The sequence below is a fragment of the Kitasatospora sp. NPDC032121 genome, assembly GCF_055580145.1.
Genome location: NZ_JBVILX010000001.1, coordinates 124202 through 146054, shown reverse-complemented (window position 1 = coordinate 146054; position 21853 = coordinate 124202). Strand labels below are relative to the sequence as shown.

20 protein-coding genes and 1 riboswitch are annotated in these 21853 nt (G+C 72.7%); of the genes, 17 read left to right on the top strand and 3 right to left on the bottom strand.

The annotated features are described in order from the left end of the window. The first annotated feature begins 5 nt into the window (after positions 1–5). The 5 genes from aroQ to ACZ5OX_RS00600 all read left to right on the top strand — a co-directional run bounded on the left by aroQ (position 6) and on the right by ACZ5OX_RS00600 (position 4845). A complete protein-coding gene (aroQ, locus tag ACZ5OX_RS00620) occupies positions 6–434 on the top strand; it encodes a type II 3-dehydroquinate dehydratase (protein WP_392875774.1) in 429 nt (142 codons plus the stop codon). An 85-nt stretch (positions 435–519) separates the two neighbouring features. Beyond that, positions 520–1377, top strand: a complete 858-nt coding sequence (locus ACZ5OX_RS00615; RefSeq protein WP_465627870.1) for an AAA family ATPase — start codon at positions 520–522, stop codon at positions 1375–1377. 80 nt (positions 1378–1457) lie between these two features. Beyond that, a complete protein-coding gene (locus tag ACZ5OX_RS00610; RefSeq protein WP_465627868.1) occupies positions 1458–2267 on the top strand; it encodes an Fpg/Nei family DNA glycosylase in 810 nt (269 codons plus the stop codon). 172 nt (positions 2268–2439) lie between these two features. Next, a complete protein-coding gene (locus tag ACZ5OX_RS00605; RefSeq protein ID WP_392874757.1) occupies positions 2440–2766 on the top strand; it encodes a putative quinol monooxygenase in 327 nt (108 codons plus the stop codon). A gap of 69 nt (positions 2767–2835) precedes the next feature. Further along, the gene (locus ACZ5OX_RS00600) at positions 2836–4845 is read left to right on the top strand and encodes an AAA family ATPase (protein ID WP_465627866.1); all 2010 of its coding nucleotides are present in this window, start codon (positions 2836–2838) and stop codon (positions 4843–4845) included. Positions 4846–4852: 7 nt separating this feature from the next. Here the strand turns inward: ACZ5OX_RS00600 and ACZ5OX_RS00595 are convergent, their stop codons facing one another. Next, positions 4853–6526 carry a hypothetical protein gene (locus tag ACZ5OX_RS00595; protein ID WP_465627864.1) on the bottom strand — a complete coding sequence of 558 codons (1674 nt, stop codon included), beginning with the start codon at positions 6524–6526 and terminating at the stop codon, positions 4853–4855. 50 nt (positions 6527–6576) lie between these two features. Then, positions 6577–6960, bottom strand: a complete 384-nt coding sequence (locus tag ACZ5OX_RS00590) for an ArsR/SmtB family transcription factor (protein WP_449789471.1) — start codon at positions 6958–6960, stop codon at positions 6577–6579. An 81-nt stretch (positions 6961–7041) separates the two neighbouring features. Then, positions 7042–7255, top strand: a riboswitch (cobalamin riboswitch). A 29-nt stretch (positions 7256–7284) separates the two neighbouring features. Here ACZ5OX_RS00590 and nicT point away from each other — a divergent pair. From nicT to ACZ5OX_RS00560, 6 genes are all read left to right on the top strand, one after another. Further along, positions 7285–8400, top strand: a complete 1116-nt coding sequence (gene nicT, locus ACZ5OX_RS00585; protein ID WP_465627862.1) for a Nickel transporter NicT — start codon at positions 7285–7287, stop codon at positions 8398–8400. A gap of 223 nt (positions 8401–8623) precedes the next feature. After that, complete coding sequence (locus ACZ5OX_RS00580; protein ID WP_465627860.1) at positions 8624–9730, top strand: M24 family metallopeptidase; 1107 nt, start codon at positions 8624–8626, stop codon at positions 9728–9730. A gap of 76 nt (positions 9731–9806) precedes the next feature. Beyond that, positions 9807–10370 carry an elongation factor P gene (efp, locus tag ACZ5OX_RS00575; protein WP_449789468.1) on the top strand — a complete coding sequence of 188 codons (564 nt, stop codon included), beginning with the start codon at positions 9807–9809 and terminating at the stop codon, positions 10368–10370. Positions 10371–10374: 4 nt separating this feature from the next. Further along, complete coding sequence (nusB, locus tag ACZ5OX_RS00570) at positions 10375–10812, top strand: transcription antitermination factor NusB (RefSeq protein ID WP_402406573.1); 438 nt, start codon at positions 10375–10377, stop codon at positions 10810–10812. 139 nt (positions 10813–10951) lie between these two features. Next, positions 10952–11779, top strand: a complete 828-nt coding sequence (locus ACZ5OX_RS00565; RefSeq protein WP_449789467.1) for a thioesterase family protein — start codon at positions 10952–10954, stop codon at positions 11777–11779. A gap of 152 nt (positions 11780–11931) precedes the next feature. Continuing rightward, positions 11932–12849, top strand: coding sequence for a hypothetical protein (locus ACZ5OX_RS00560; protein ID WP_465627858.1), 918 nt, complete (start codon positions 11932–11934; stop codon positions 12847–12849). Positions 12850–12995: 146 nt separating this feature from the next. Here the strand turns inward: ACZ5OX_RS00560 and bldD are convergent, their stop codons facing one another. Then, positions 12996–13499 (bottom strand): transcriptional regulator BldD, encoded by a 504-nt coding sequence (bldD, locus tag ACZ5OX_RS00555; RefSeq protein WP_030056198.1) that lies wholly within the window; start codon positions 13497–13499, stop codon positions 12996–12998. 330 nt (positions 13500–13829) lie between these two features. Here bldD and pyrR point away from each other — a divergent pair, with 330 nt between their 5' ends. Genes pyrR through carB form a run of 6 tightly spaced genes read left to right on the top strand, consistent with a single transcriptional unit; the run spans position 13830 to position 21773 of the window. After that, entirely contained in the window at positions 13830–14453 is a 624-nt protein-coding gene (pyrR, locus tag ACZ5OX_RS00550) for a bifunctional pyr operon transcriptional regulator/uracil phosphoribosyltransferase PyrR (RefSeq protein ID WP_449789465.1), read from the top strand. A gap of 5 nt (positions 14454–14458) precedes the next feature. Further along, positions 14459–15454: an aspartate carbamoyltransferase catalytic subunit gene (locus ACZ5OX_RS00545; protein WP_392874788.1), complete on the top strand. Its 996-nt coding sequence runs from the start codon at positions 14459–14461 to the stop codon at positions 15452–15454. Continuing rightward, positions 15451–16755: a dihydroorotase gene (locus ACZ5OX_RS00540; protein ID WP_465627856.1), complete on the top strand. Its 1305-nt coding sequence runs from the start codon at positions 15451–15453 to the stop codon at positions 16753–16755. The genes ACZ5OX_RS00545 and ACZ5OX_RS00540 overlap by 4 nt, the downstream gene beginning before the upstream one ends. Then, positions 16755–17318: a PH-like domain-containing protein gene (locus ACZ5OX_RS00535; RefSeq protein WP_465628862.1), complete on the top strand. Its 564-nt coding sequence runs from the start codon at positions 16755–16757 to the stop codon at positions 17316–17318. Before ACZ5OX_RS00540 ends, ACZ5OX_RS00535 begins: the two co-directional genes overlap by 1 nt. After that, complete coding sequence (gene carA / locus ACZ5OX_RS00530) at positions 17315–18472, top strand: glutamine-hydrolyzing carbamoyl-phosphate synthase small subunit (protein ID WP_449789463.1); 1158 nt, start codon at positions 17315–17317, stop codon at positions 18470–18472. Before ACZ5OX_RS00535 ends, carA begins: the two co-directional genes overlap by 4 nt. Next, positions 18465–21773 (top strand): carbamoyl-phosphate synthase large subunit, encoded by a 3309-nt coding sequence (gene carB / locus ACZ5OX_RS00525; RefSeq protein WP_465627854.1) that lies wholly within the window; start codon positions 18465–18467, stop codon positions 21771–21773. The genes carA and carB overlap by 8 nt, the downstream gene beginning before the upstream one ends. Positions 21774–21853 lie beyond the last annotated feature (80 nt).

The following is a 21853-nucleotide window of genomic DNA, read 5'->3' as shown; positions in this document are numbered from 1 at the left end:
GGGTGATGGTCCTCAACGGCCCCAACCTGGGCCGGCTGGGCAGCCGCGAGCCGGACGTCTACGGCGCCACCTCGTACGCCGGCCTGGTCGAGCGCTGCACCGAGCTGGGCAAGGAGTTCGGCTTCGAGGTCGAGGTCCACGAGACCAACTCCGAGCAGCAGATGGTGCAGTGGCTGCACGAGGCCGCCGACGGGCAGGTGCCGGTGGTGATCAACCCCGGCGCGTTCACCCACTACTCGTACGCGATGCGGGACGCCGCGGCCCAGCGCACCGCGCCGCTGATCGAGGTGCACATCTCCAACCCGTACGCCCGGGAGACCTTCCGGCATACCTCGGTGATCGCCGCGGTGGCCTCCGGCACCATCGCCGGGTTCGGCCTCGGCTCGTACGAGCTCGCGCTGCGCGCGCTGGCCGAACGGCTCACCACCCGCTGAGGGCAAGGGCGGTGGCCCGGCGGCGGACTGTGCCCGCCGCCGGACCGCCGTGTAGTGTCCACGCTGAGAGGTGTGGGGAGGTGCCGTGACGCAGTACACCGGAGGCGGGCAGGTCCCGCCGCGTCCCGTCGCTCCGCCGGTGCCGCCGGGCGGCGGTGCACGGGGGGCGTCGTCGGGGGCGCCGCTCTCCCCACCGTCCGCGCCGCCGGTCCACCCGGCGCCCACGGCCCCCGCCGCTCCCGGGCCCGCCGCCCACCCGGCTCCGGCCCCCGTGGCCGCACCGGCACCGACCGCGCCGGTGCCCGCCGGCGGCACCGGGCACTTCGTGCTGCCGTCCGGCGCGCCCGTCCAACTGCCCGCCCATCCGCCGCAGCAGCACGCGCCCAGCGGTCCGATCGCCGTCCTGCTGATCGGACCGGCCGGAGCCGGCAAGACCACCGTCGCCCGCCACTGGGCCGAGCGGCGGCCGCGACCGACCGCGCACATCAGCCTGGACGACGTCCGCGAGTGGGTGCAGTCCGGCTTCGCCAACCCGCAGTCCGGCTGGAACGACGCCTCCGAGGCGCAGTACCGGCTGGCCCGTCGCACCTGCGGCTTCGCCTGCCGCAACTACCTGGCCAACGGCATCTCCTGCATCATCGACGACGCCGTCTTCCCGGACCGCCCGGCGATCGGCCTCGGCGGCTGGAAGCGGCACATCGGCCCCGGCATGATCCCGGTCGTGCTCCTGCCCAGCCTGGACTCGGTGCTGCACCGCAACGCCCGGCGCAGCGGCAACCGCCGGCTCGGGGACGAGGAGGTGGCCCGCATCCACGGGCGGATGGCCGGCTGGTACAACTCCGGGCTGCCGATCATCGACAACTCCTACCTGGACGTCGCCGGGACGGCCGCCGAGCTGGACCGCGTCATCCTGGCCCGGCTGATGGGCGTCCCGGTCCGCTGACCTGCGGCGCGGCGGGGCCTGTCGGACCCGGCTGCGATGATGGACGGGTCCAGCCGCAGCACCCGGAGGAGCTGACGCCCGTGCCCGAAGGCCACATCATCCACCGCCTGGCCGCCGAGAACCGGAAGGCCTTCGGCGGCCGCCCGGTGCGGGTCTCCAGCCCCCAGGGCCGGTTCGCCGACGAGGCCAAGGTGATCGACGGGCAGCTGCTCACCGCGACGGAGGCCACCGGCAAGCACCTCTTCCTCGGCTTCGAGGAGGGTGCCTGGGTGCACGTCCACCTCGGCCTCTACGGCGGCTTCACCTTCGGCACCGGCCCGGCGCCCGAGCCGGTCGGGCTGGTCCGGCTGCGGCTGGAGAACGAGGACGGCTACGCCGACCTGCGCGGTCCCAACACCTGCGCGCTCGTCACCGAGGAGCAGAAGGCCGCCGTCGCCGCCCGGCTGGGCCCCGACCCGCTGCGCGCCGACGCCGACCCGGAGGCCGCCTGGCGCCGGATATCGGGCAGCCGCACGACCGTCGCCGCGCTGCTGATGGACCAGAAGGTGCTGGCCGGAGTGGGCAACGTCTACCGGGCCGAGGTGCTGTTCCGCCACGGCATCGCCCCGCACCGGGCCGGGCGCGAGATCACCCGCCGGGAGTGGGACGCGGTCTGGGCCGACCTGGTCGCCCTGATGCGGGAGGGCGCGACCGCCGGGCGGATCGACACCGTCCGCCCCGAGCACACCCCCGAGGTGATGGGCCGCGCGCCCCGGGTGGACGACCACGGTGGCGAGGTGTACGTCTACCGGCGGGCCGCCATGCCCTGCCTGGTCTGCGGCACCGACGTGCGGACGGAGGAGCACGCCGCCCGCAACCTGTTCTGGTGCCCGACCTGCCAGGCGGCGTGAGCGGAACCGGCCGGGACGCGCGCCGCCGCCCTGTGACGCTCGCTGCCCCGTGACGCGTGCCGCCCCGTGTCGTAGGCAGCGCCGCTGACCTGCGACGATGGGTGGCGCGCGCGCCGTGACGCGTGCCCCTGTCCGTACGGCCACGTGTGAACGTGGAACGAAAGGAAGTCCCATGATCTTCATTACGGTCAAATTCCCGGTCCGCCCGGAGCGCGCCGACGACTGGCTGAGCCTGGTCGACGAGTTCACCCAGGCCACCCGCCAGGAGCCCGGCAACCTCTTCTTCGAGTGGTCCCGCAGCGTCGACGACCCCAACGAGTTCGTCCTGGTCGAGGCGTTCCGCGACGGCGACGCGGGCAAGGCGCACGTGGAGTCGGCGCACTTCACCAAGGCCATGGAGGAGCTGTCGTACGCGGTGGCCGCCAAGCCGCGGATCGTCTCGACCGAGATCCCCGGCATGGACGGCTGGGCGGAGATGGGCGAGATCACCCCCCGGTGACCTGAAGCTCCCTCCGGTCGGGTGCCCAGCCCGTAGGCTGGGGCCCGGCCGGTCGGAGGGAGCAGGCGGATGGAGCGGCGCGAGGTGTCCAACACCGTGTCGGGTGCCACGGTGGGCGGCCACGTGGTGCAGGCCGGGACCATCGGATCGGTGCACTTCCACGATCGGGAGCCGCTGCCGAGGCCGCGTCAGATCCGCCCGCCACGCGGTCCCTTCGTCAACCGGGAGCCGGAACTCGCCGCGCTGACCCGGGCTTTGGGTCGGGTCGAGGAGGACGGGCTCGGGGTCGTGGTGTTCACCGGCCTCGGCGGGGTCGGCAAGACCGAGCTGATCGCCAAGTTCGCCAGGGACCACCGGGAGCACTTCCCGGACGGGGACCTCTACGCCGACCTGAAGGCCTACCGGCACCACGGCGGGGTGGACCTGCCCGAGTTGCTGGCCGGCTTCCTGCGCGCCCTCGGCACCGAGCCCCCGGTCGTGGAGGCCGAGCGGTTCACGGCGTTCCGCACCGCCACCGCCGAGCGCCGGTGCCTGTTCTTCCTGGACAACGTCGAGCACGCCGCGGAGGTCCGCGCGCTGCTCCCGTCCAGTGGACTGGTGGTGGTCGCGAGCCGGCGGCGGTTGCCCGCGCTGCGGACGGACGGTGCCGAGGTGCGCCGGCTCGGGCCGCTGAGCGCGACGGCGGGCGCCGAACTGGTGCGCGGCTGGGTGGGCTCCGGGCGGGGCACCGACGGGGAACTGGCGGAGCTGGTCGAACTGTGCGGCGGGCTGCCGCTCGCGCTGAACGCGGTCGGGAGCCAACTGCTGGACCGGGACAGCCTGCCGGTCGGCCGGGTGGTGGCCGAACTGCAGGACCGGGAAGGCGGGTTGGCGATGCTGGAGGACGAGGAGAGCGATCTCGGCGCGACCTACGACCTGGTCTACGAGCGGCTGTCGGCGCGGGGCCGGGCGCTCTATCACCTGATCGGCGTACACCCCGGCCCCTTCGTGTCCGCCGAACTGGCGCGCGCGGTCGGCGTCGAGCGGGCCGAGCGGGCGATCGCGGAACTGCGTGACGTCCACTTGCTGGACGAGGTGGTGGACGAGGACGAGGGTGAGAACCGCTACCGGGCCCACGACGTGGTGCGGCTGCACGCCTACGGCCGGACCCAGGAGCTGCCCGACCGCGGGGCCCTCCTCGCCGCTGTCGTGGCGTACTACCGGGGCCGGGCGTCGGTCGCCGACCGTGCGATGGCCGCGAGACGGCTCCGCCTCCAGGACCCGAGCGGTGACGAGCTGCCCCGCTTCCCCTCCGACACCGCCGCGCTGGGGTGGCTGTACGCCGAGCGCGCCAACTTCCGCGCGGTGGTGGAGTCGGCGGCCGAGCAGGGGTGGCACGGCGAGGTGTGGCGGCTCTGCGAGTCGCTCTGGCTGCTGTACCACGACCGCAAGCTCTACCAGGACTGGATCGCCACCCACCGGATCGGCGTCGAGTCGGCGCAGTGGGACAACCAGCCCGCCGCCGTGGTCCGGATGCGCAACCAGCTGGCCCGGGCCCACTACGAGCGGAAGGAATTCCGGCTCGCCGCCGAGCAGTTGGCGCTCGCCACGGAGCAGGTGCCGCTGGTGGCCGACCGGCAGGTGCTGGGGGTGCTGTACGAGACGGACGGTCTGCTCTGCCTGGCCGACGGCCGTCCCGGCGACGCGGTGGAGCGGTTCACCCTGGCCCTCGCGGAGAACCGGGGCGACGAGCACGGCGAGATCGTCCAGAGCTACCACCTGGCGCAGGCGCTGATCGCGGACGGGCGCGCGGAGGAGGCGCTGACCGTGCTGGCCGGGGCCACTGACCAGGCCGAGCGGACGCAGGACGCCGACATGTTGATGAAGCTGCCGCTGGTCCGGGCCCGGGCCCACCGGGCCCTGGGGCAGCTGGACCTCGCCCTCGCCCAGGCCCAGGACTGCGCCCGGCAGGCCAGGCACCGGAGCCAGTACGCGAAGGAGGCGCAGGCCCACACCCTGCTCGCCTCCCTCGCCGAGGAGCGGGGCGACGAGGAACTGGCCGAGCGCAGCCGCGCGCGGCTGCGGGAGCTGCAGGGCTAGACGCGCTTCAGGGCCCGGTGCGGAACGACACCCGGGTGCGGTGCTCGCCGGTGCGGACGGTGAGCCCGTGCTCGGGGAGGGCGGCCGGGGCGCCGCCCTCGGCGAGCCAGCAGGCCACGGCCGAGCCGAGCAGCAGCGGGTCGATCGCCGGGTCGGGGCGGTTCCAGTCCGGTTCGGCGCGGGCTTCCAGCAGCAGGCCGGTGCGCAGCCGGAGCAGGTGGCGGGCCGGGCCGAGGGCGGCCACCGCGACGGCCAGGCCGGGGAGTTCGGCGGCGGTGTCGGCGAGCCAGCGGGCGGCGGGGAGTTCGGCGTGCACCTCGGTGCGGGCGAGGACCTCGGCCGTGTAGCGCAGGGCGTCGCCGGGGTGGTCGTCGGTGAGGGCGTGGAAGCCGCGCGGGGTGTGGCCGTCCGGGTCGAAGGGGTAGCGCCGGAGGCTGACGTCGGTGCCCTCGCTCCGGCCCTCGACGTCGTACGCGGTGGGCCCCTCGGTGGCGGCGGGGTGCGGGACGGGCTTGGGGTAGGGCGGCAGGGCCGGTTCGTCCCGGGGTTCGTCCAGCTCCTTCAGGAAGGAGTAGAGCAGCGGGCGCAGCAGGCGGGCGGACTCGCCGCGGTGGGCGAGCGACCGGTCGGTGATGCCGCTCAGGTCGGCCGGGTCCCGGGCCAGGGCCAGTTCGAGCTGGGCGGTGAGGTCCCCGTCGGGGTCGAGGACGGGCGCGGCCTGGCCGAAGGCGTAGCTGGGGGAGCGCGGGTCGAGTTCGGCGGCGCCGGTGGCGACGAGCAGGGTGCGGTGGTCCAGGGCGGCGCCGTAGACGGTGACCGAGCCGTGGTCGCCGATCACGCAGTCGGCGGCGACGAGTGCGGCCTGCCAGCCCTGGTGGGGTGGGATCAGGCGCAGGCCCATCCGGCAGGCGGCGGCGAGCAGCGCCTCGGGGTCGTGCCGGCTCCACACGTTGGGGTGCAGGACGACGGCCACCGTGTACTCGTCGGCGGGCAGTTGGCGGACCAGCCGCTGGGGCAGGTCGGGGTGGCGGCCGAATAACGAGTGCTCGCTCCAGGTGGAGCTGACGACGACGAGCCGTCGGCCGCCGACGGCGCCGAGCGCGGCGCGGTAGCCGTCACGGGAGCGCCGGCTGCCGAGCATCCGGTCGAAGCACGGGTCGCCGACGACCTGGGCGACGTCCAGCGCCTCGGGGCAGGAGTCCCGCAGCCGGTCCAGCTGCTCGGGGTGGGAGAGGCCCAGGACGTCGACGAACACCCTTCCGCGGTGGGTGAGTTCGTTGCGGGACAGGCCGGCGGCGCTGACCGTGTCGCCGGTGGACTCGGTGACCAGGCGGTTGTAGCCGGCGCCGTGCGGGAGGACGACGAGGCGGGCGTCCAGGCGGTGCATGGAGGAGTGGACGGCGCAGGCGACGGCAAGGTCGAAGCGGCGGCGGACGGCGTCTTCCCAGTCCAGCACGGTGAAGCCGGACAGGCCGTGCAGGTACTCGTCCAGGGCGCGGTCGGCGAAGGCGGAGCCGGGGTTGACGGTGAAGTAGCGCTCGATGCCGTCCGGGCTCAGCAGGGTGAGGACGTCCAGGACCCGGGTGGCCGAGGTGAGGGTGCGGGCGACCGCCAGCACGCGGGCCCTGACCGGTCGGGTGTTCCAGCGGTCGGCGGGCCAGGCGTGGGGGTGGGACGGCACACCATGATCGTACTCATCCGGTCGGGCCGCGGCGCGGTTCCGAGTGCGGGTCAGCCCGCGGCCGCGCTGGGCTCGTGGTGCTCGGCGGCGGCGCACTCGTCGAGCAGGGGGCGCATGGCCTCGTCCACGAGCCGGTAGCGCACCACTCGTCCGTCCCGGTCGCCGGTGACCACGCCGGCCGTGCGGAGCAGCCGCAGGGCCTGGGAGACGGCCGGGTCGCGCATGCCGGTGGCGACGGCGAGATCGCTGACGGCGAGCGGGCCGGCCCGATGGAGGGCGAGCAGCAGGGCGAGCCGGCCGGGGTCCGCGAGCAGGGAGAACCGCTCGGCCCAGGACCGGACGTGCGCGGGCTCGCCGATCGCGGCGATGGCCTCGCAGACCCGGTGTCCGTCGATGGTGCGGTGGCCCGCGCGGTCCTCCGGTACGAGATGCATGCGGACATTCTCGCAGGCAGGGGCCTGTGATCCTGGACACCTGCGCAGGTGCGCAGCCTTGCATGGGTCGGGGCGGGGCCCTACGGTGTTCCCCGCCGTGGTGCTCGGGAAGACCGGTGACGGACCCTCAGGGGTCCCAGCCCGGAGCGGCCCTCGCCACTGTGATCGGGTCGCTCCTCCGTCCACGGAGGAGCGTCGTCCGCACCCATGAAGCCACTGGGCGCCTCGTGCGCCTGGGAAGGCGGGTGCGGGTGTTCCCGTCAGCCAGGAGACCGGCCACGGCAGCTCACGAGGTTTTCCACGAGGTGCTGGAGCGTGATCCGCATGACCCTGCCCGAAACCGTTTCCGCCGGGACCGGACCCGGCCCCGCCGCGCTGCCCACCTTCAGATGGCGGCGCGAGGACACCGTCCGTACGGCCGGGCTGATGGCGGTGATCGTGGCCATGCACGTGGTGGCCTTCGGCACGCTGATCTTCCTGGTCGCACCCGAGCGGTACGCGGTCGGTACCCAGGTCTTCGGGGTGGGCCTGGGTATCACCGCGTACACCCTCGGCATGCGGCACGCCTTCGACGCCGACCACATCGCGGTGATCGACAACACCACCCGCAAGCTGATGGCGGACGGCAAGCGGCCGGTCTCGGTGGGCTTCTGGTTCGCCCTCGGGCACTCCTCGATGGTGGTGCTGATGGCCGCCCTGGTGGCGGGCGGCGCGCAGCTGGCGAACACGCTGATGGACGACGAGTCGGCCACCCACAAGTGGCTGGGCGTGGTCGGCACGACGGCCTCCGGTGCCTTCCTCTACCTGATCGGCGCGCTCAACCTGGCGGCGCTGCTCGGCATCCTCAAGGTGTTCCGCTCGATGCGGGCCGGGCGGTTCGACGAGAAGGAGCTGGAGGCGCACCTCGACTCGCGCGGCTTCATGGCCCGGGTGCTGAACCGGGCGACCCGTTCGATCACCCGGCCGGGGCAGATGTTCCCGGTGGGCATGGTGCTGGGCCTGGGCTTCGACACCGCGACCGAGGTCACCCTGATGGTGATGGCCGGCTCGGGTGCGGCCTCCGGGCTGCCGTGGTACGCGATCGTCTGCCTGCCGCTGCTGTTCGCGGCCGGGATGAGCCTGTTCGACACCCTGGACGGGACGTTCATGAACTTCGCGTACCAGTGGGCCTTCGCCAACCCGGTGCGGAAGGTGTACTACAACCTGACCATCACCGGGCTGTCGATCGCGGTGGCCTTCATCATCGGCACCATCGAGCTGGTCGGGGTGCTGCACGAGAAGCTCGACCTGACCGACCCGGTCACCGGGTTCATCGCGGACATCTCGCTGGACAACGTCGGCTACGCCATCGCCGGGCTGTTCGTGGTCGTCTGGGCGATCGCGATCGGGTACTGGAAGCTCGCCCGGGTGGAGAAGCGCTGGACGCCCGACAGTCCGTGACCGGGCGGCCGCCGGCCTCCGAGCACGTGGAGCGGCGCCGCCCCGAACCCGGGGAGGCGCCCGCGGCCCGCCCGTTCCCGGGCACCGGATCGGCGCCGAACGACGCGGCGGGTGGGGGAGCGGGGTGCGCGGCGCGGTCGCGCGGGGGCGCGCAAGGGGCACCGGGGGTTCTGTCGGGGGCGCTCGGCGGGCGGTTCGGGCCGGGGGTTCGTAGGCTCGACGCATGGCGGATGCGTACGCGGGGCGGCGGGAGCGGGTGAGGGAGCACTGCAGTGCGGCCGGGGCCGACGCGGCGCTGATCACCCGTGCGGCGAACGTGCGGTACCTGACGGGCTGCGCGCCCTGCGGGGCGAGTCTGCTGCTGACCAGAGAGCGGGCCCTGCTCGCGCTGCCGGACGACCTGCCGCCGGACGACACCGGCGAGCACCTGATCGCCCCGGACGTCACCCGGCTGCCGGTGGCGGGCGGGTCGGACACCGCGCTGGCCGCCGCGTCGGCCGCCGCGCGCTCGGGGGTGGCGGGCCTGGCGGTGGAGGAGCACGACCTGACCGTCAGCCGGCACCGGGCGGTCGGCGGCCTGACCGAGGGGGCGCGGCTGGTGGACCTCGGCCGGACCGTGGAGCGGCTGCGGGTGGTCAAGGACGAACGCGAGATCGCCGACCTGCGGATCGCCGCCGAGATCGCCGACCAGGCGCTCGGCGAGCTGCTGGAGTCGATCCTGGTCGGCCGCACCGAGCGGCACCTGGCGATGGAGCTGGAGCGCCGGATGATCGACCACGGCGCCGACCGGGCGGCCTTCCCGGTCTCGGTCGGCACCGGCAGCCACTCCGGCCAGGCCGCCCACCAGCCGACCGACCGCCGGGTGGAGGAGGGCGACTTCCTGACCGTGGTGATGGGCGCCCAGTACCGCGGCTACGGCGTCTCCACCGCCCGCACCTTCGTGATCGGCGCCGCTCCCGCACCCTGGCAGGTGGAGCTGCACCGGCTGGTCTTCCGGGCCCAGCGGGCCGGGCGGGAGGCGCTCGGACCAGGGGTGGAGCAGTGCGTACCCGACCGGGCCGCCCGGCAGGTCCTGGAGGCGGCCGGCCACACCGAGGCCTCCCCGCACCCGGTGGGCCACGGCATCGGGCTGGAGATCCGGGAGGCCCCGCGACTCGGTCCGGCGGACATGGGTAAACTGGACAGCCGCGTACCGGTCACCGTCGGCCCAGGGGTCCACCTCCCGGGCAAGGGCGGGGTCCGGATCGAGGACACGCTCGTCGTGCGCCCCCTCGAAGAGGGCGGGCCCGAGCTGCTCACCATCACCACCAAGGAGCTCCTCGCCCTGTGACCGCGGCCCCCGGGCCGTGGGCGGCAGGACGCACCCCTTGGTTCCTTGACAGCTATATCCAGGAGTAAGTGCGCCCGTGGCTTCCACGAACGATCTCAAGAACGGCATGGTCCTCAAGCTGGAGGGCGGCAAGCTCTGGTCCGTCGTCGAGTTCCAGCACGTCAAGCCCGGCAAGGGCCCGGCCTTCGTGCGTACCAAGCTCAAGGAGGTCCTGACGGGCAAGGTCGTCGACAAGACCTTCAACGCGGGCACCAAGGTCGAGACCGCCAACGTCGACAAGCGCGGCATGCAGTTCTCGTACAAGGACGGCGAGAACTTCGTGTTCATGGACATGGACACCTACGACCAGCTGACCATCGAGCCGTCGGTCGTCGGCGACGCCGCCAAGTACCTGCTGGAGGGCTTCGAGGCCCTCGTCGCGCAGAACGAGGGCTCGGTCCTGTACATCGAGCTCCCGGCCGCCGTCGAGCTGACCATCGCCAACACCGAGCCGGGCGTCCAGGGCGACCGCTCCACCGGTGGCACCAAGCCGGCCACCCTGGAGACCGGTGCCGAGATCCAGGTCCCGCTCTTCGTCACCACCGGCGAGAAGGTCAAGGTCGACACCCGCGACGGCAGCTACCTCGGCCGGGTGAAGTAAGTCCGTGTCGGCCGCACGCAGCAAGGCCCGCACCAGGGCCTTCCAGATCCTCTTCGAGGCCGACCACCGCGGGGTCGACCCGCAGCAGGTCCTCGCCGACTGGGTGGCCCGCGCCCGCGAGCCCAAGCCCGACGAGGGCACCCCGCAGGTGGGTGAGTACACCATGGAGCTCATCGAGGGGTACGTCCAGCACGCCCGCCGCATCGACGACCTGATCGAGCAGTACGCCGTGGGCTGGACCCTCGACCGGATGCCGATCGTGGACCGCAACGTCCTGCGGCTCGGTGCGTACGAGCTGATCTGGGAGGACGGCGTCCCGGACGCGGTCGTCCTGGACGAGTCCGTCGAGATCGCCAAGGAGTTCTCCACGGACGACTCCCCGGCCTTCGTCAACGGCATGCTCGCCCGCTTCCTGGAGCTGAAGCCGGGCATCCGCCGGTAACAGGCGCCCCGTGAACGGCCGCCGGACCCGAACAGGTGTCCGGCGGCCGTTCCGCGTTTCCCCCGGTCGGCGTAGGCTGTGGACCTACTTGTCAGTAACTTGACGTCCGGAACCACGCGTGAAGGGCAGGTCCCGCCACATGACCACGGCGACCCGCAGCGAGTTCGACCAGGGCATCGCCCTGACCAGGCACCCCGAGGAGGCCGGCCGCTACGAAGCCGAGCTCGGCGCCGGCTGGCAGATCGGCGGCGGGGTGAACGGCGGACTGCTGCTCGCCGTGGCCGGACACGCGCTGTCGCTGGAGCACGAGGCGCACCCGGACCCGGTGTCGATCAGCGGTTACTACCTGTCCGCCTCCACCCCCGGCCCGGCCACCGTCCGCACCGAGGTGCTGCGCACCGGCCGCGGCCTGTCCACCGGCACCGCCTCGCTCAGCCAGGACGGCGTCGAGCGGCTGCGCGTGGTGGCCAGCCACGGCGACCTCGCCGCCGCCGACGGCGAGGTGCGCACCAGCGCGCAGCCGCCGCAGCTGCCGCCGCCGGACCAGTGCATCGGCGTCGAACACGCGCCCAAGGAGCTGATCGCCCAGGCCGCCCTGCTGGAGCGGTTCGACCTGCGGCTGGACCCGGCCACCGTCGGCTGGGCGCTCGGACAGCCCTCCGGCAACGGGCGGATCCAGGGCTGGTTCCGGCTCGCCGACGGCCGCGAGCCCGACCCGCTGCTGCTCCTGCTGGTCGCCGACGCGCTGCCGCCGGTCACCTTCGACCTCGGCATGCCAGGCTGGGCCCCCACCATCGAGCTGACCGTCCACCTGCGCGCCAAGCCCGCACCCGGCTGGCTTCGGGTCACCCACGCGACCCGCAACCTGGCCGGCGGCTACTTCGAGGAGGACGCGGAGGTCTGGGACGAGTCCGGCCGGCTGGTCGCCCAGTCCCGCCAGCTGGCCCGGGCGCCCCGGCCGGCCTGACCCGAGGCCCCGGAGGGGTCCGTATTACCGGTGGTTACATTCCTGTGACACGCCGTACGTGTGCGGCGCGCGCGGATGGGGAGGAAGACGGTCAGCGGCGAGCTCGTCGCCGACCGTCAACTTCACCCGACCGCCGAAGCCAGGAGCCATCGATGAGCCAAAAGGGGCGCGCCCGCCGTAACTCCGACTGCACCTCGGGCGGCTCGCGGCCCGTGGTGCGGGCTCCGCACCGGCCGCGGCCGGCCGAGGGGGCCGAGCAGGCGTTCGTCATCGGAGTGCTCACCAGCGCGGCGGACTTCGCCCGGGCCCGCGCCTGGGGGATCTCGGACGCGCCCGACCACGAGCGCTACCTGGCCGACACCGCCGACCTGCTGGCCGAGGCGCTGGAGCGGTTCGACACCGTCCGGGCCCGGATGTTCCACCCGCAGGACTTCGAGGAGTTCTGCGTGCTGCACGGGCTGGACCCGGCCGAGCCCGCCGCCCGTGACCGCTACCTGGTCAACCCGGCCCTGCAGACCCAACTGCTGTCCTACCAGGGCGAGGAGCTGGCCGGGGACTTCGTGCCGCGTCTGGCGCGCGCCCGGGAGAACGGGCTGACGCTCTGCCACGCCGACCTGCTGCTCGACGGGGGCCTGTACGGGGGCGCGGGCGCGCCCGACGAGGAGCACGCCGCCTGGGTGGGCGCCGCCTACCAGCGCGGGGGTGAGGTGTTCCGGCGGATGCTGGTCGGCGCGGGCGCCGGCGTGTACGAGCTGCGCCTGCGGGTGGACGCGCCCGGCGGGACGCTGACCGCCGCGGCGCGGGTGCTCCAGTGGGAGGACGGCGTTGTCCGGATCAACGACGAGGACCTGGAGCTGGTCTGCGCGGTGCTCTGCACCGGACTGGCCCTGGAGCTGCCGGGCGTCGCGGTGCTGCACGGCTCACAGGGCTCGGCGGCCACCTGCGGGGAGTACCTGCCGGCCTCCTGGGCCTGGTCGAGCGGCGGCCAGGAGTGGGCGCCGGCCGACCGGCCGGTCCGGCTGGACGGCGTGGCCGCGCAGCCCGGTTACAGCCTGGGCACGGTCTGCTGACGCCCGCGCCGCGCCGCCGCGGTGCGACAACACCGCGGCGCGGCCCCCGACCGGGAGCCGCGCCGTGACGTTTCTGCTTGCCAGCACTACGGAAACGAGTGCTGGGTCGTCCCTCGATCCGCTGGCGGGAGCCGGTGCGGTGAGCCTCAGCTCGCGTCCTCCTCGCGCACCGCACGGCGCGCGTCGGGGTTCAGCACGCCCCAGGAGATCAGCTGCTCGGTGAGGATCGACGGGGACTGGTCGTAGATGACGGCCAGGGTGCGCAGGTCGTCCTGGCGGATCGACAGCACCTTGCCGTTGTAGTCGCCGCGCTGGCTCTGGATGGTCGCCGCGTAGCGCTGCAGCGGGCCGGCCTTCTCGGAGGGGACCTGGGTCAGTCTCTCCAGGTCCAGGACCAGGCGCGGCGGCGGCTCGGCCGCGCCGCCGGGGGTGCCGCCGGGCAGCAGCTCCTGCACCGGGACGCCGTAGAACTCCGCCAGCTCGGCCAGTCGCTGCACGGTGACCGCACGGTCACCACGCTCGTACGAGCCGACGACGACTGCCTTCCATCGCCCCTGGGACTTCTCCTCGACACCGTGCAGGGAGAGCCCCTGCTGGGTGCGGATCGCTCGGAGCTTGCCTCCGAGTTGCTTCGCGTAGTCGCTGGACATTGATCTCCCCGGACGAGATTGCTTCGCGTTCAGTGGTGGGTCACGGGCGATTGCCGACGTCGTTACCGGTGGGTCCGACGTCCGTCTCGTAACTCACTGTGAGGTTACGTAGAGTAAGGTAGATGCGTCAAGCCGAATGGGGCAGTCGTGCGAATGGCCCGCATCGTCGGCGCGTCCGGAGTGTTAACCCCGGGAAGCGGAATGATGGACTTCTGTTTGCGATCCGGCGCGCTGGTAGGATGACCCGAAGCCCACGCCCGGCCGGCGGGGGCCATCCCAGACATCCTTTAAGACCCGTCCCGTGAGGCGGGGAAGGAGGTCCGCTTCGGCATGACCACACACCATGAACCGACGCCCCGGCCACCGCACCAGGTGCTGGACGGCGCGGACATCGCCCGGGTCGTCACCCGGATAGCGCACGAGATCGTCGAGCGCGCCAAGGGCGCGGAGGACGTCGTGCTGCTCGGCATCCACACCAGGGGCGTCCACCTCGCCCGCCGCCTGCACGGCCGGCTGGCCCAGATCACCGGGCGCGAGATCCCGCTGGGCACCCTGGACATCACCATGTACCGGGACGACCTGCGGCTGAAGCCCGCCCGCGCCCTGGAGCACACCGAGATCCCGCCCGGCGGCATCGACGGCAAGCTCGTCATCCTCGTCGACGACGTGCTCTTCTCCGGCCGCACCATCCGCGCCGCGCTCGACGCGCTGAACGACATCGGCCGCCCCCGCGCCGTCCAGCTCGCCGTCTTGGTCGACCGGGGCCACCGCGAGCTGCCGATCCGCGCCGACTACGTGGGCAAGAACCTCCCCACCTCGCTGCGCGAGGCCGTGCAGGTGCGCCTGTCCGACAGCGACGGCGTGGACGCCGTCCTGGTCGGCGACCGCGACTTCGCCGTCCGCTCCTCGCAGGCCCTGGCCTCCCAGCCTTCCGAACCGCACCTCCCGGAGTGACCCGCGTGAAGCGCCACCTCGTCTCCGCCGCCGATCTCAGCCGCGACGACGCGCTGCTGATCCTGGACACCGCCGAGGAGCTGGCCCAGCTCTCCGGCCGGGCCGTCAAGAAGCTGCCCACGCTGCGCGGCCGCACCGTCGTCAACCTCTTCTTCGAGGACTCCACCCGGACGAAGACCTCCTTCGAGGTCGCCGAGAAGCGCCTGTCGGCCGACGTCATCAACTTCTCCGCCAAGGGCTCCTCGGTCTCCAAGGGGGAGAGCCTCAAGGACACCGCGCTGACCCTCCAGGCGATGGGCGCCGACGCGGTGGTCATCCGCCACCACGCCTCCGGCGCGCCGGCCCGCCTGGCCCAGTCCGACTGGCTGCACGGCAGCGTCATCAACGCCGGTGACGGCACCCACGAGCACCCCACCCAGGCGCTGCTCGACGCCTTCACCATGCGCCGTCACCTCAACCCCGGCAGCGGCAACGACCTCGCCGGGCGTCGGGTGACCATCGTCGGCGACGTCCTGCACAGCCGGGTCGCCCGCTCCAACGTCCACCTGCTGAACACGCTGGGCGCGCAGGTCACCTTCGTCGCCCCGCCGACGCTGCTGCCGATCGGGGTCGAGAACTGGCCCTGCGAGATCAGCTACGACCTGGACGCCGTGCTGCCCAAGACGGACGCGCTGATGATGCTGCGGGTGCAGCGCGAGCGGATGAACGCCGCGTTCTTCCCGACCGAGCGCGAGTACAGCCGCCGCTACGGCATGAACGGCCGCCGGATGGCCCAGCTGCCGGACCGGGCGATCGTGATGCACCCCGGCCCGATGGTCCGCGGCATGGAGATCACCGCCGAGGTCGCCGACTCGCCGCGCTGCACCGCCATCGAGCAGGTCGCCAACGGCGTCTCCGTCCGGATGGCCGTCCTCTACCTGCTCCTCGGCGGCGCCGTCTTCGCCGACACCCCCACCCCCACCGACTCCTCCCGCACCGACTCCGTGGAGACCTCCCAGTGACGAGCTACCTGATCCGCAACGCCAAGATCCTGGGCGGCGACCCGCAGGACCTCCACCTCGCCGACGGCGTGATCAAGGCGATCGGCACCGGCCTGACGGTCGAGGCCGACATCGAGATCGACGCCACCGGCCTGATCGCCCTGCCCGGCCTGGTCGACCTGCACACCCACCTGCGCGAGCCCGGCCGCGAGGACGCCGAGACCGTGCTCACCGGCACCCAGGCCGCCGCGATGGGCGGCTTCACCGCCGTCCACGCGATGGCCAACACCACCCCGGTGGCCGACACCGCCGGCGTGGTCGAGCAGGTCTGGCGGCTCGGCCAGGAGGCCGGCTACTGCGACGTGCATCCGGTCGGCGCCGTCACCGTCGGCCTGGAGGGCAAGAAGCTCGCCGAGCTCGGCGCGATGCACGAGTCCGCCGCCGACGTCCGGGTCTTCTCCGACGACGGCAAGTGCGTGGACGACGCGGTGCTGATGCGCCGCGCCCTGGAGTACGTCAAGGCCTTCGACGGCGTCGTCGCCCAGCACGCCCAGGAGCCCCGGCTCACCGAGGGCGCCCAGATGAACGAGGGCCAGGTCTCCGGCGAGCTCGGGCTCGGCGGCTGGCCGGCCGTCGCCGAGGAGTCGATCATCGCCCGCGACGTGCTGCTCGCCGCGCACGTCGGCTCCCGGCTGCACGTCTGCCACCTCTCCACGGCCGGCTCGGTCGAGATCGTCCGCTGGGCCAAGTCCAAGGGCTGGGACGTCACCGCCGAGGTGACCCCGCACCACCTGCTGCTCACCGACGAGCTGGTCCGCACCTACGACCCGGTGTACAAGGTGAACCCGCCGCTGCGCACCGCCGAGGACGTCCAGGCGCTGCGCGCGGCGCTGGCCGACGGCACCATCGACGCCGTCGCCACCGACCACGCGCCGCACCCGGACGAGGACAAGGACTGCGAGTGGGCCGTGGCCGCGATGGGCATGGTCGGCCTGGAGACCGCGCTGTCGGTCGTGCAGCAGACCATGGTCGACACCGGCCTGCTGAACTGGGAGGGCGTCGCGGACCGGATGTCGCACCGCCCGGCCCGGATCGGCCGTCTCACCGGCCAGGGCCGGCCGGTCTCGGTGGGTGAGCCTGCCAACCTGGTCCTGTTCGATCCCGCGTACCGTGGAGCCGTGAACCCGGACAGCTTCGCCACCCGTAGCCGCAACACCCCCTACAAGGGCCTTGACCTGCCCGGACGGGTGCACGCCACCTTCCTGCGGGGCCGCGCCACGGTGCTGGCCGGGGAGCTCGTCGAGCAGGACGGCACCCGGTGATGGACCACGCCGCGCTCGCCCAGGAGCAGGCGAAGGTCACCGACTGGCCCGGCTACATCGGCTGGTCCGTCGGGCTGCTGATCGTGATCGGCCTCATCTACTGGCTGATGCGCCAGGGCTGGAACTGGCGGCGCACCCTGCAGTCCGGCATGCCGCCGCTGCCGGCCGTGCCGACCCGCGCCGGGCGCACGATCCTGGAGACCAGCGGCCGGTACCACGGCACGACCACCGCCGGGAACTGGCTCGACCGGGTCGTCGCCCACGGCCTGGGCACCCGCAGCCGCGCCGACCTCACCCTCGGCGAGGACGGTCTGCTGGTGCAGCGCCCCGGTGACGTCGACTTCTGGATCCCGGCCGAGCACCTGACCGGTGCCCGCACGGACTCCGGCATCGCCGGCAAGGTCGTCCCCTCCGGGCTGCTCGTCGTCACCTGGACGCACGAGGGCACAGAGCTGGACTCCGGCTTCCGGGCCGACCACCCCGATGAGCACGCCGCCTGGGTCGAGGCGATCGCTCAGCTCGCAACACGTACGAAGACGAAGACGGAAGAGGCCGCGCAATGACCGCACCTGCCCCCACCACGCAGCGCCAACGGCGGGAACGAGTGCCTGCCGTGCTCGTCCTGGAGGACGGCCGGACCTTCCGCGGCCAGGCCTACGGCGCCATCGGCGAGACCTTCGGCGAGGCGGTCTTCAACACCGGCATGTCCGGCTACCAGGAGACCCTCACCGACCCGTCGTACCACCGCCAGGTGGTCGTGATGACCGCCCCGCAGATCGGCAACACCGGCTGGAACGACGAGGACGACGAGTCCAAGCAGATCTGGGTCGCCGGTTACGTCGTGCGCGACCCCGCCCGGGTCGCCTCCAACTGGCGCTCCCGCCGCTCGCTCGACGAGGAACTGGTCGCCCAGGGCATCGTCGGCATCAGCGGCATCGACACCCGCGCGCTGACCCGCCACCTGCGCGAGCGCGGCGCGATGCGCTGCGGCATCTTCTCCGGCGAGGCGCTGGCCGACCCGGCCGCCCTGCTCACCCGGGTGCAGGAGTCGCCCGAGATGAAGGGCGCCGACCTGTGCGCCGAGGTGGCCACCACCGAGGCGTACGTCGTCCCCGCGATCGGCGAGAAGCGCTTCACCGTCGCCGCGCTGGACCTCGGCATCAAGGGGATGACCCCGCACCGGATGGCCGAGCGCGGCATCGAGGTGCACGTGCTGCCGGCCAACTCCACCCTGGAGGACCTCTACGCGGTCCAGCCGGACGGCGTGTTCTTCTCCAACGGCCCGGGCGACCCGGCCACCGCCGACCACCAGGTCGCCGTCGCGCAGGGCGTGCTGGAGCGCGGGACGCCGTTCTTCGGCATCTGCTTCGGCAACCAGATCCTCGGCCGGGCCCTGGGCTTCGGCACCTACAAGCTCAAGTACGGCCACCGCGGCATCAACCAGCCGGTGCAGGACCGCACCACCGGCAAGGTCGAGGTGACCGCCCACAACCACGGCTTCGCCGTGAACGCCCCGCTGGACACGGTGAGCGACACGCCCTACGGGCGGGTCGAGGTCTCCCACGTCTGCCTCAACGACGACGTGGTCGAGGGCCTCCAGGCACTCGACGTCCCCGCCTTCAGCGTGCAGTACCACCCCGAAGCTGCTGCCGGCCCGCACGACGCGGCCTACCTCTTCGACCGTTTCGTGAAGCTCATGGAGGCCCAGCGTGCCTAAGCGCACCGACATCAAGTCCGTCCTGGTGATCGGCTCCGGCCCGATCGTGATCGGCCAGGCCGCCGAGTTCGACTACTCGGGTACGCAGGCCTGCCGGGTCCTCAAGGCCGAGGGCCTGCGGGTCATCCTGGTCAACTCCAACCCGGCCACGATCATGACCGACCCGGAGATCGCCGACGCCACCTACGTCGAGCCGATCACCCCGGAGTTCGTCGAGAAGATCATCGCCAAGGAGCGCCCCGACGCGCTGCTGCCGACCCTGGGCGGCCAGACCGCGCTCAACACCGCGATCTCGCTGCACGGCGCCGGCACGCTGGAGAAGTACGGCGTCGAGCTGATCGGCGCCGACGTCGAGGCGATCAACAAGGGCGAGGACCGCGACCTCTTCAAGGGCGTCGTCGAGGCCGTCAACGCCAAGATCGGCCACGGCGAGTCCGCCCGCTCGGTCATCTGCCACACCATGGACGAGGTGCTGGCCGGCGTCGACACGCTCGGTGGCTACCCGGTCGTCGTGCGCCCCTCCTTCACCATGGGCGGCGCCGGCTCCGGCTTCGCCCACAACGAGGAGGACCTGCGCCGCATCGCCGGCCAGGGCCTGACCCTCTCGCCGACCACCGAGGTGCTCCTGGAGGAGTCCATCCTCGGCTGGAAGGAGTACGAGCTGGAGCTGATGCGCGACAAGAACGACAACGTCGTGGTCGTCTGCTCCATCGAGAACTTCGACCCGATGGGCGTGCACACCGGTGACTCGATCACCGTCGCCCCGGCGATGACGCTCACCGACCGCGAGTACCAGATCCTGCGCGACATCGGCATCGCCGTCATCCGCGAGGTCGGCGTCGACACCGGCGGCTGCAACATCCAGTTCGCCGTCAACCCCGACGACGGCCGGGTCATCGTCATCGAGATGAACCCGCGCGTCTCCCGCTCCTCGGCGCTCGCCTCCAAGGCCACCGGCTTCCCGATCGCCAAGATCGCCGCCAAGCTGGCCGTCGGCTACACCCTGGACGAGATCCCGAACGACATCACCGAGGAGACTCCGGCCTCCTTCGAGCCGAGCCTCGACTACGTCGTCGTCAAGGTGCCGCGGTTCGCGTTCGAGAAGTTCCCGAGCGCCGACGCCACGCTGACCACCACCATGAAGTCCGTCGGCGAGGCCATGGCCCTCGGCCGCAACTTCCCCGAGGCGCTCCAGAAGGCGCTGCGCTCGCTGGAGAAGAAGGGCTCCCAGTTCTCCTGGACCGGCCCCCTCGGCGACAAGGCGGAGCTGCTGGCCAAGGCGGTCGTGCCGACCGACGGCCGGATCAACACCGTGATGGAGGCCATCCGGGCCGGCGCCACCCCGGAGGAGGTGTTCGAGGCCACCAAGATCGACCCGTGGTTCGTCGACCAGCTCTTCCTGCTCGACGAGATCGCCGGCGAGCTGGCCGAGGCCGCCGAGCTCACCCCCGAGCTGCTGCGCCACGCCAAGCGGCACGGCTTCTCCGACCAGCAGATCGGCGAGGTCCGCGGCCTGAAGCCGGACGTCGTCCGCGAGGTGCGCCACGCCCTCGGCATCCGCCCGGTGTTCAAGACCGTCGACACCTGCGCCGCCGAGTTCGCCGCCAAGACCCCGTACTTCTACTCGTCCTACGACGAGGAGAACGAGGTCGCCCCGCGCACCAAGCCCGCCGTGATCATCCTGGGCTCCGGCCCGAACCGCATCGGCCAGGGCATCGAGTTCGACTACTCCTGCGTGCACGCCTCCTTCGCGCTCGCCGACGCCGGGTACGAGACCGTCATGGTCAACTGCAACCCGGAGACCGTCTCCACCGACTACGACACCTCCGACCGGCTCTACTTCGAGCCGCTCACCCTGGAGGACGTGCTGGAGATCGTCCACGCCGAGCAGCAGGCCGGCCCGCTCGCCGGTGTGATCGTCCAGCTCGGCGGCCAGACCCCGCTGGGCCTGGCCCAGGCGCTCAAGGACAACGGCGTGCCGATCGTCGGCACCCAGCCCGAGGCGATCGACCTCGCCGAGGAGCGCGGCGCCTTCGGCCGCGTCCTGCGCGACGCCGGCCTGCCGGCCCCCAAGCACGGCACCGCCTTCTCCTTCGAGGAGGCCAAGGCGATCGCCGACGAGATCGGCTACCCCGTGCTCGCCCGCCCGTCCTACGTGCTCGGCGGCCGCGGCATGGAGATCGTCTACGACGAGGCCTCGCTGGCCTCGTACCTGGAGCGGCACGCCGGTCTGATCTCCGAGCACCCGGTGCTCATCGACCGCTTCCTGGACGACGCGGTGGAGATCGACGTCGACGCGCTCTACGACGGCACCGAGCTCTACCTCGGCGGCGTCATGGAGCACATCGAGGAGGCCGGCATCCACTCCGGCGACTCCGCCTGCGCGCTGCCCCCGATCACCCTCGGCGGCTTCGACATCAAGCGCCTGCGCACCTCCACCGAGGCCATCGCCCGCGGTGTCGGCGTCCGCGGCCTGATCAACATCCAGTTCGCCATGGCCGGGGACATCCTCTACGTCCTGGAGGCCAACCCGCGCGCCTCCCGGACCGTCCCGTTCACCTCCAAGGCGACCGCGGTGCCGCTGGCCAAGGCCGCCGCCCGGATCTCGCTCGGCGCCACCATCGCCGAGCTGCGCGCCGAGGGCCTGCTCCCGGCCGAGGGCGACGGCGGCACCCTGCCCGCCGACGCGCCGATCGCGGTCAAGGAGGCCGTGATGCCGTGGAGCCGCTTCCGCGACGTCCACGGCCGCGGCGTGGACACCGTGCTCGGCCCGGAGATGCGCTCGACCGGTGAGGTCATGGGCATCGACAAGGTCTTCGGCACGGCCTACGCCAAGTCGCAGACCGGCGCCTACGGCGCGCTGCCGACCAAGGGCAAGGTCTTCGTCTCCGTCGCCAACCGGGACAAGCGCAACCTGGTCTTCCCGGCCCGCGCGCTGGTCGGCCTCGGCTTCGAGCTGCTCGCCACCGCCGGCACCGCCGAGGTGCTCCAGCGCGGCGGCATCCCCGCCACCGTGGTGCGCAAGCACAGCGAGGGCGAGGGCCCGAACGGCGAGCGGACCATCGTCCAGCTGATCCACGCCGGCGAGGTCGACCTCATCATCAACACGCCGTACGGCACCGGCGGGCGCCTCGACGGCTACGAGATCCGCACCGCGGCCGTGGCCCGCGCGGTGCCCTGCCTGACCACCGTCCAGGCGATGGGCGCGGCCGTCCAGGGCATCGACCGGCTGCTGCGCGACGAGGTCGGGGTGATGTCGCTCCAGGAGCACGCCGAGCTGATCAACGCCGGCCGCAAGTAGCACCACCGCAGTGGGGGGCACCGGAGCCTTTGGGTGCCCCCCACTTCCATGCCCGAGTACGGCTTCTGGTCCGGGAGTTG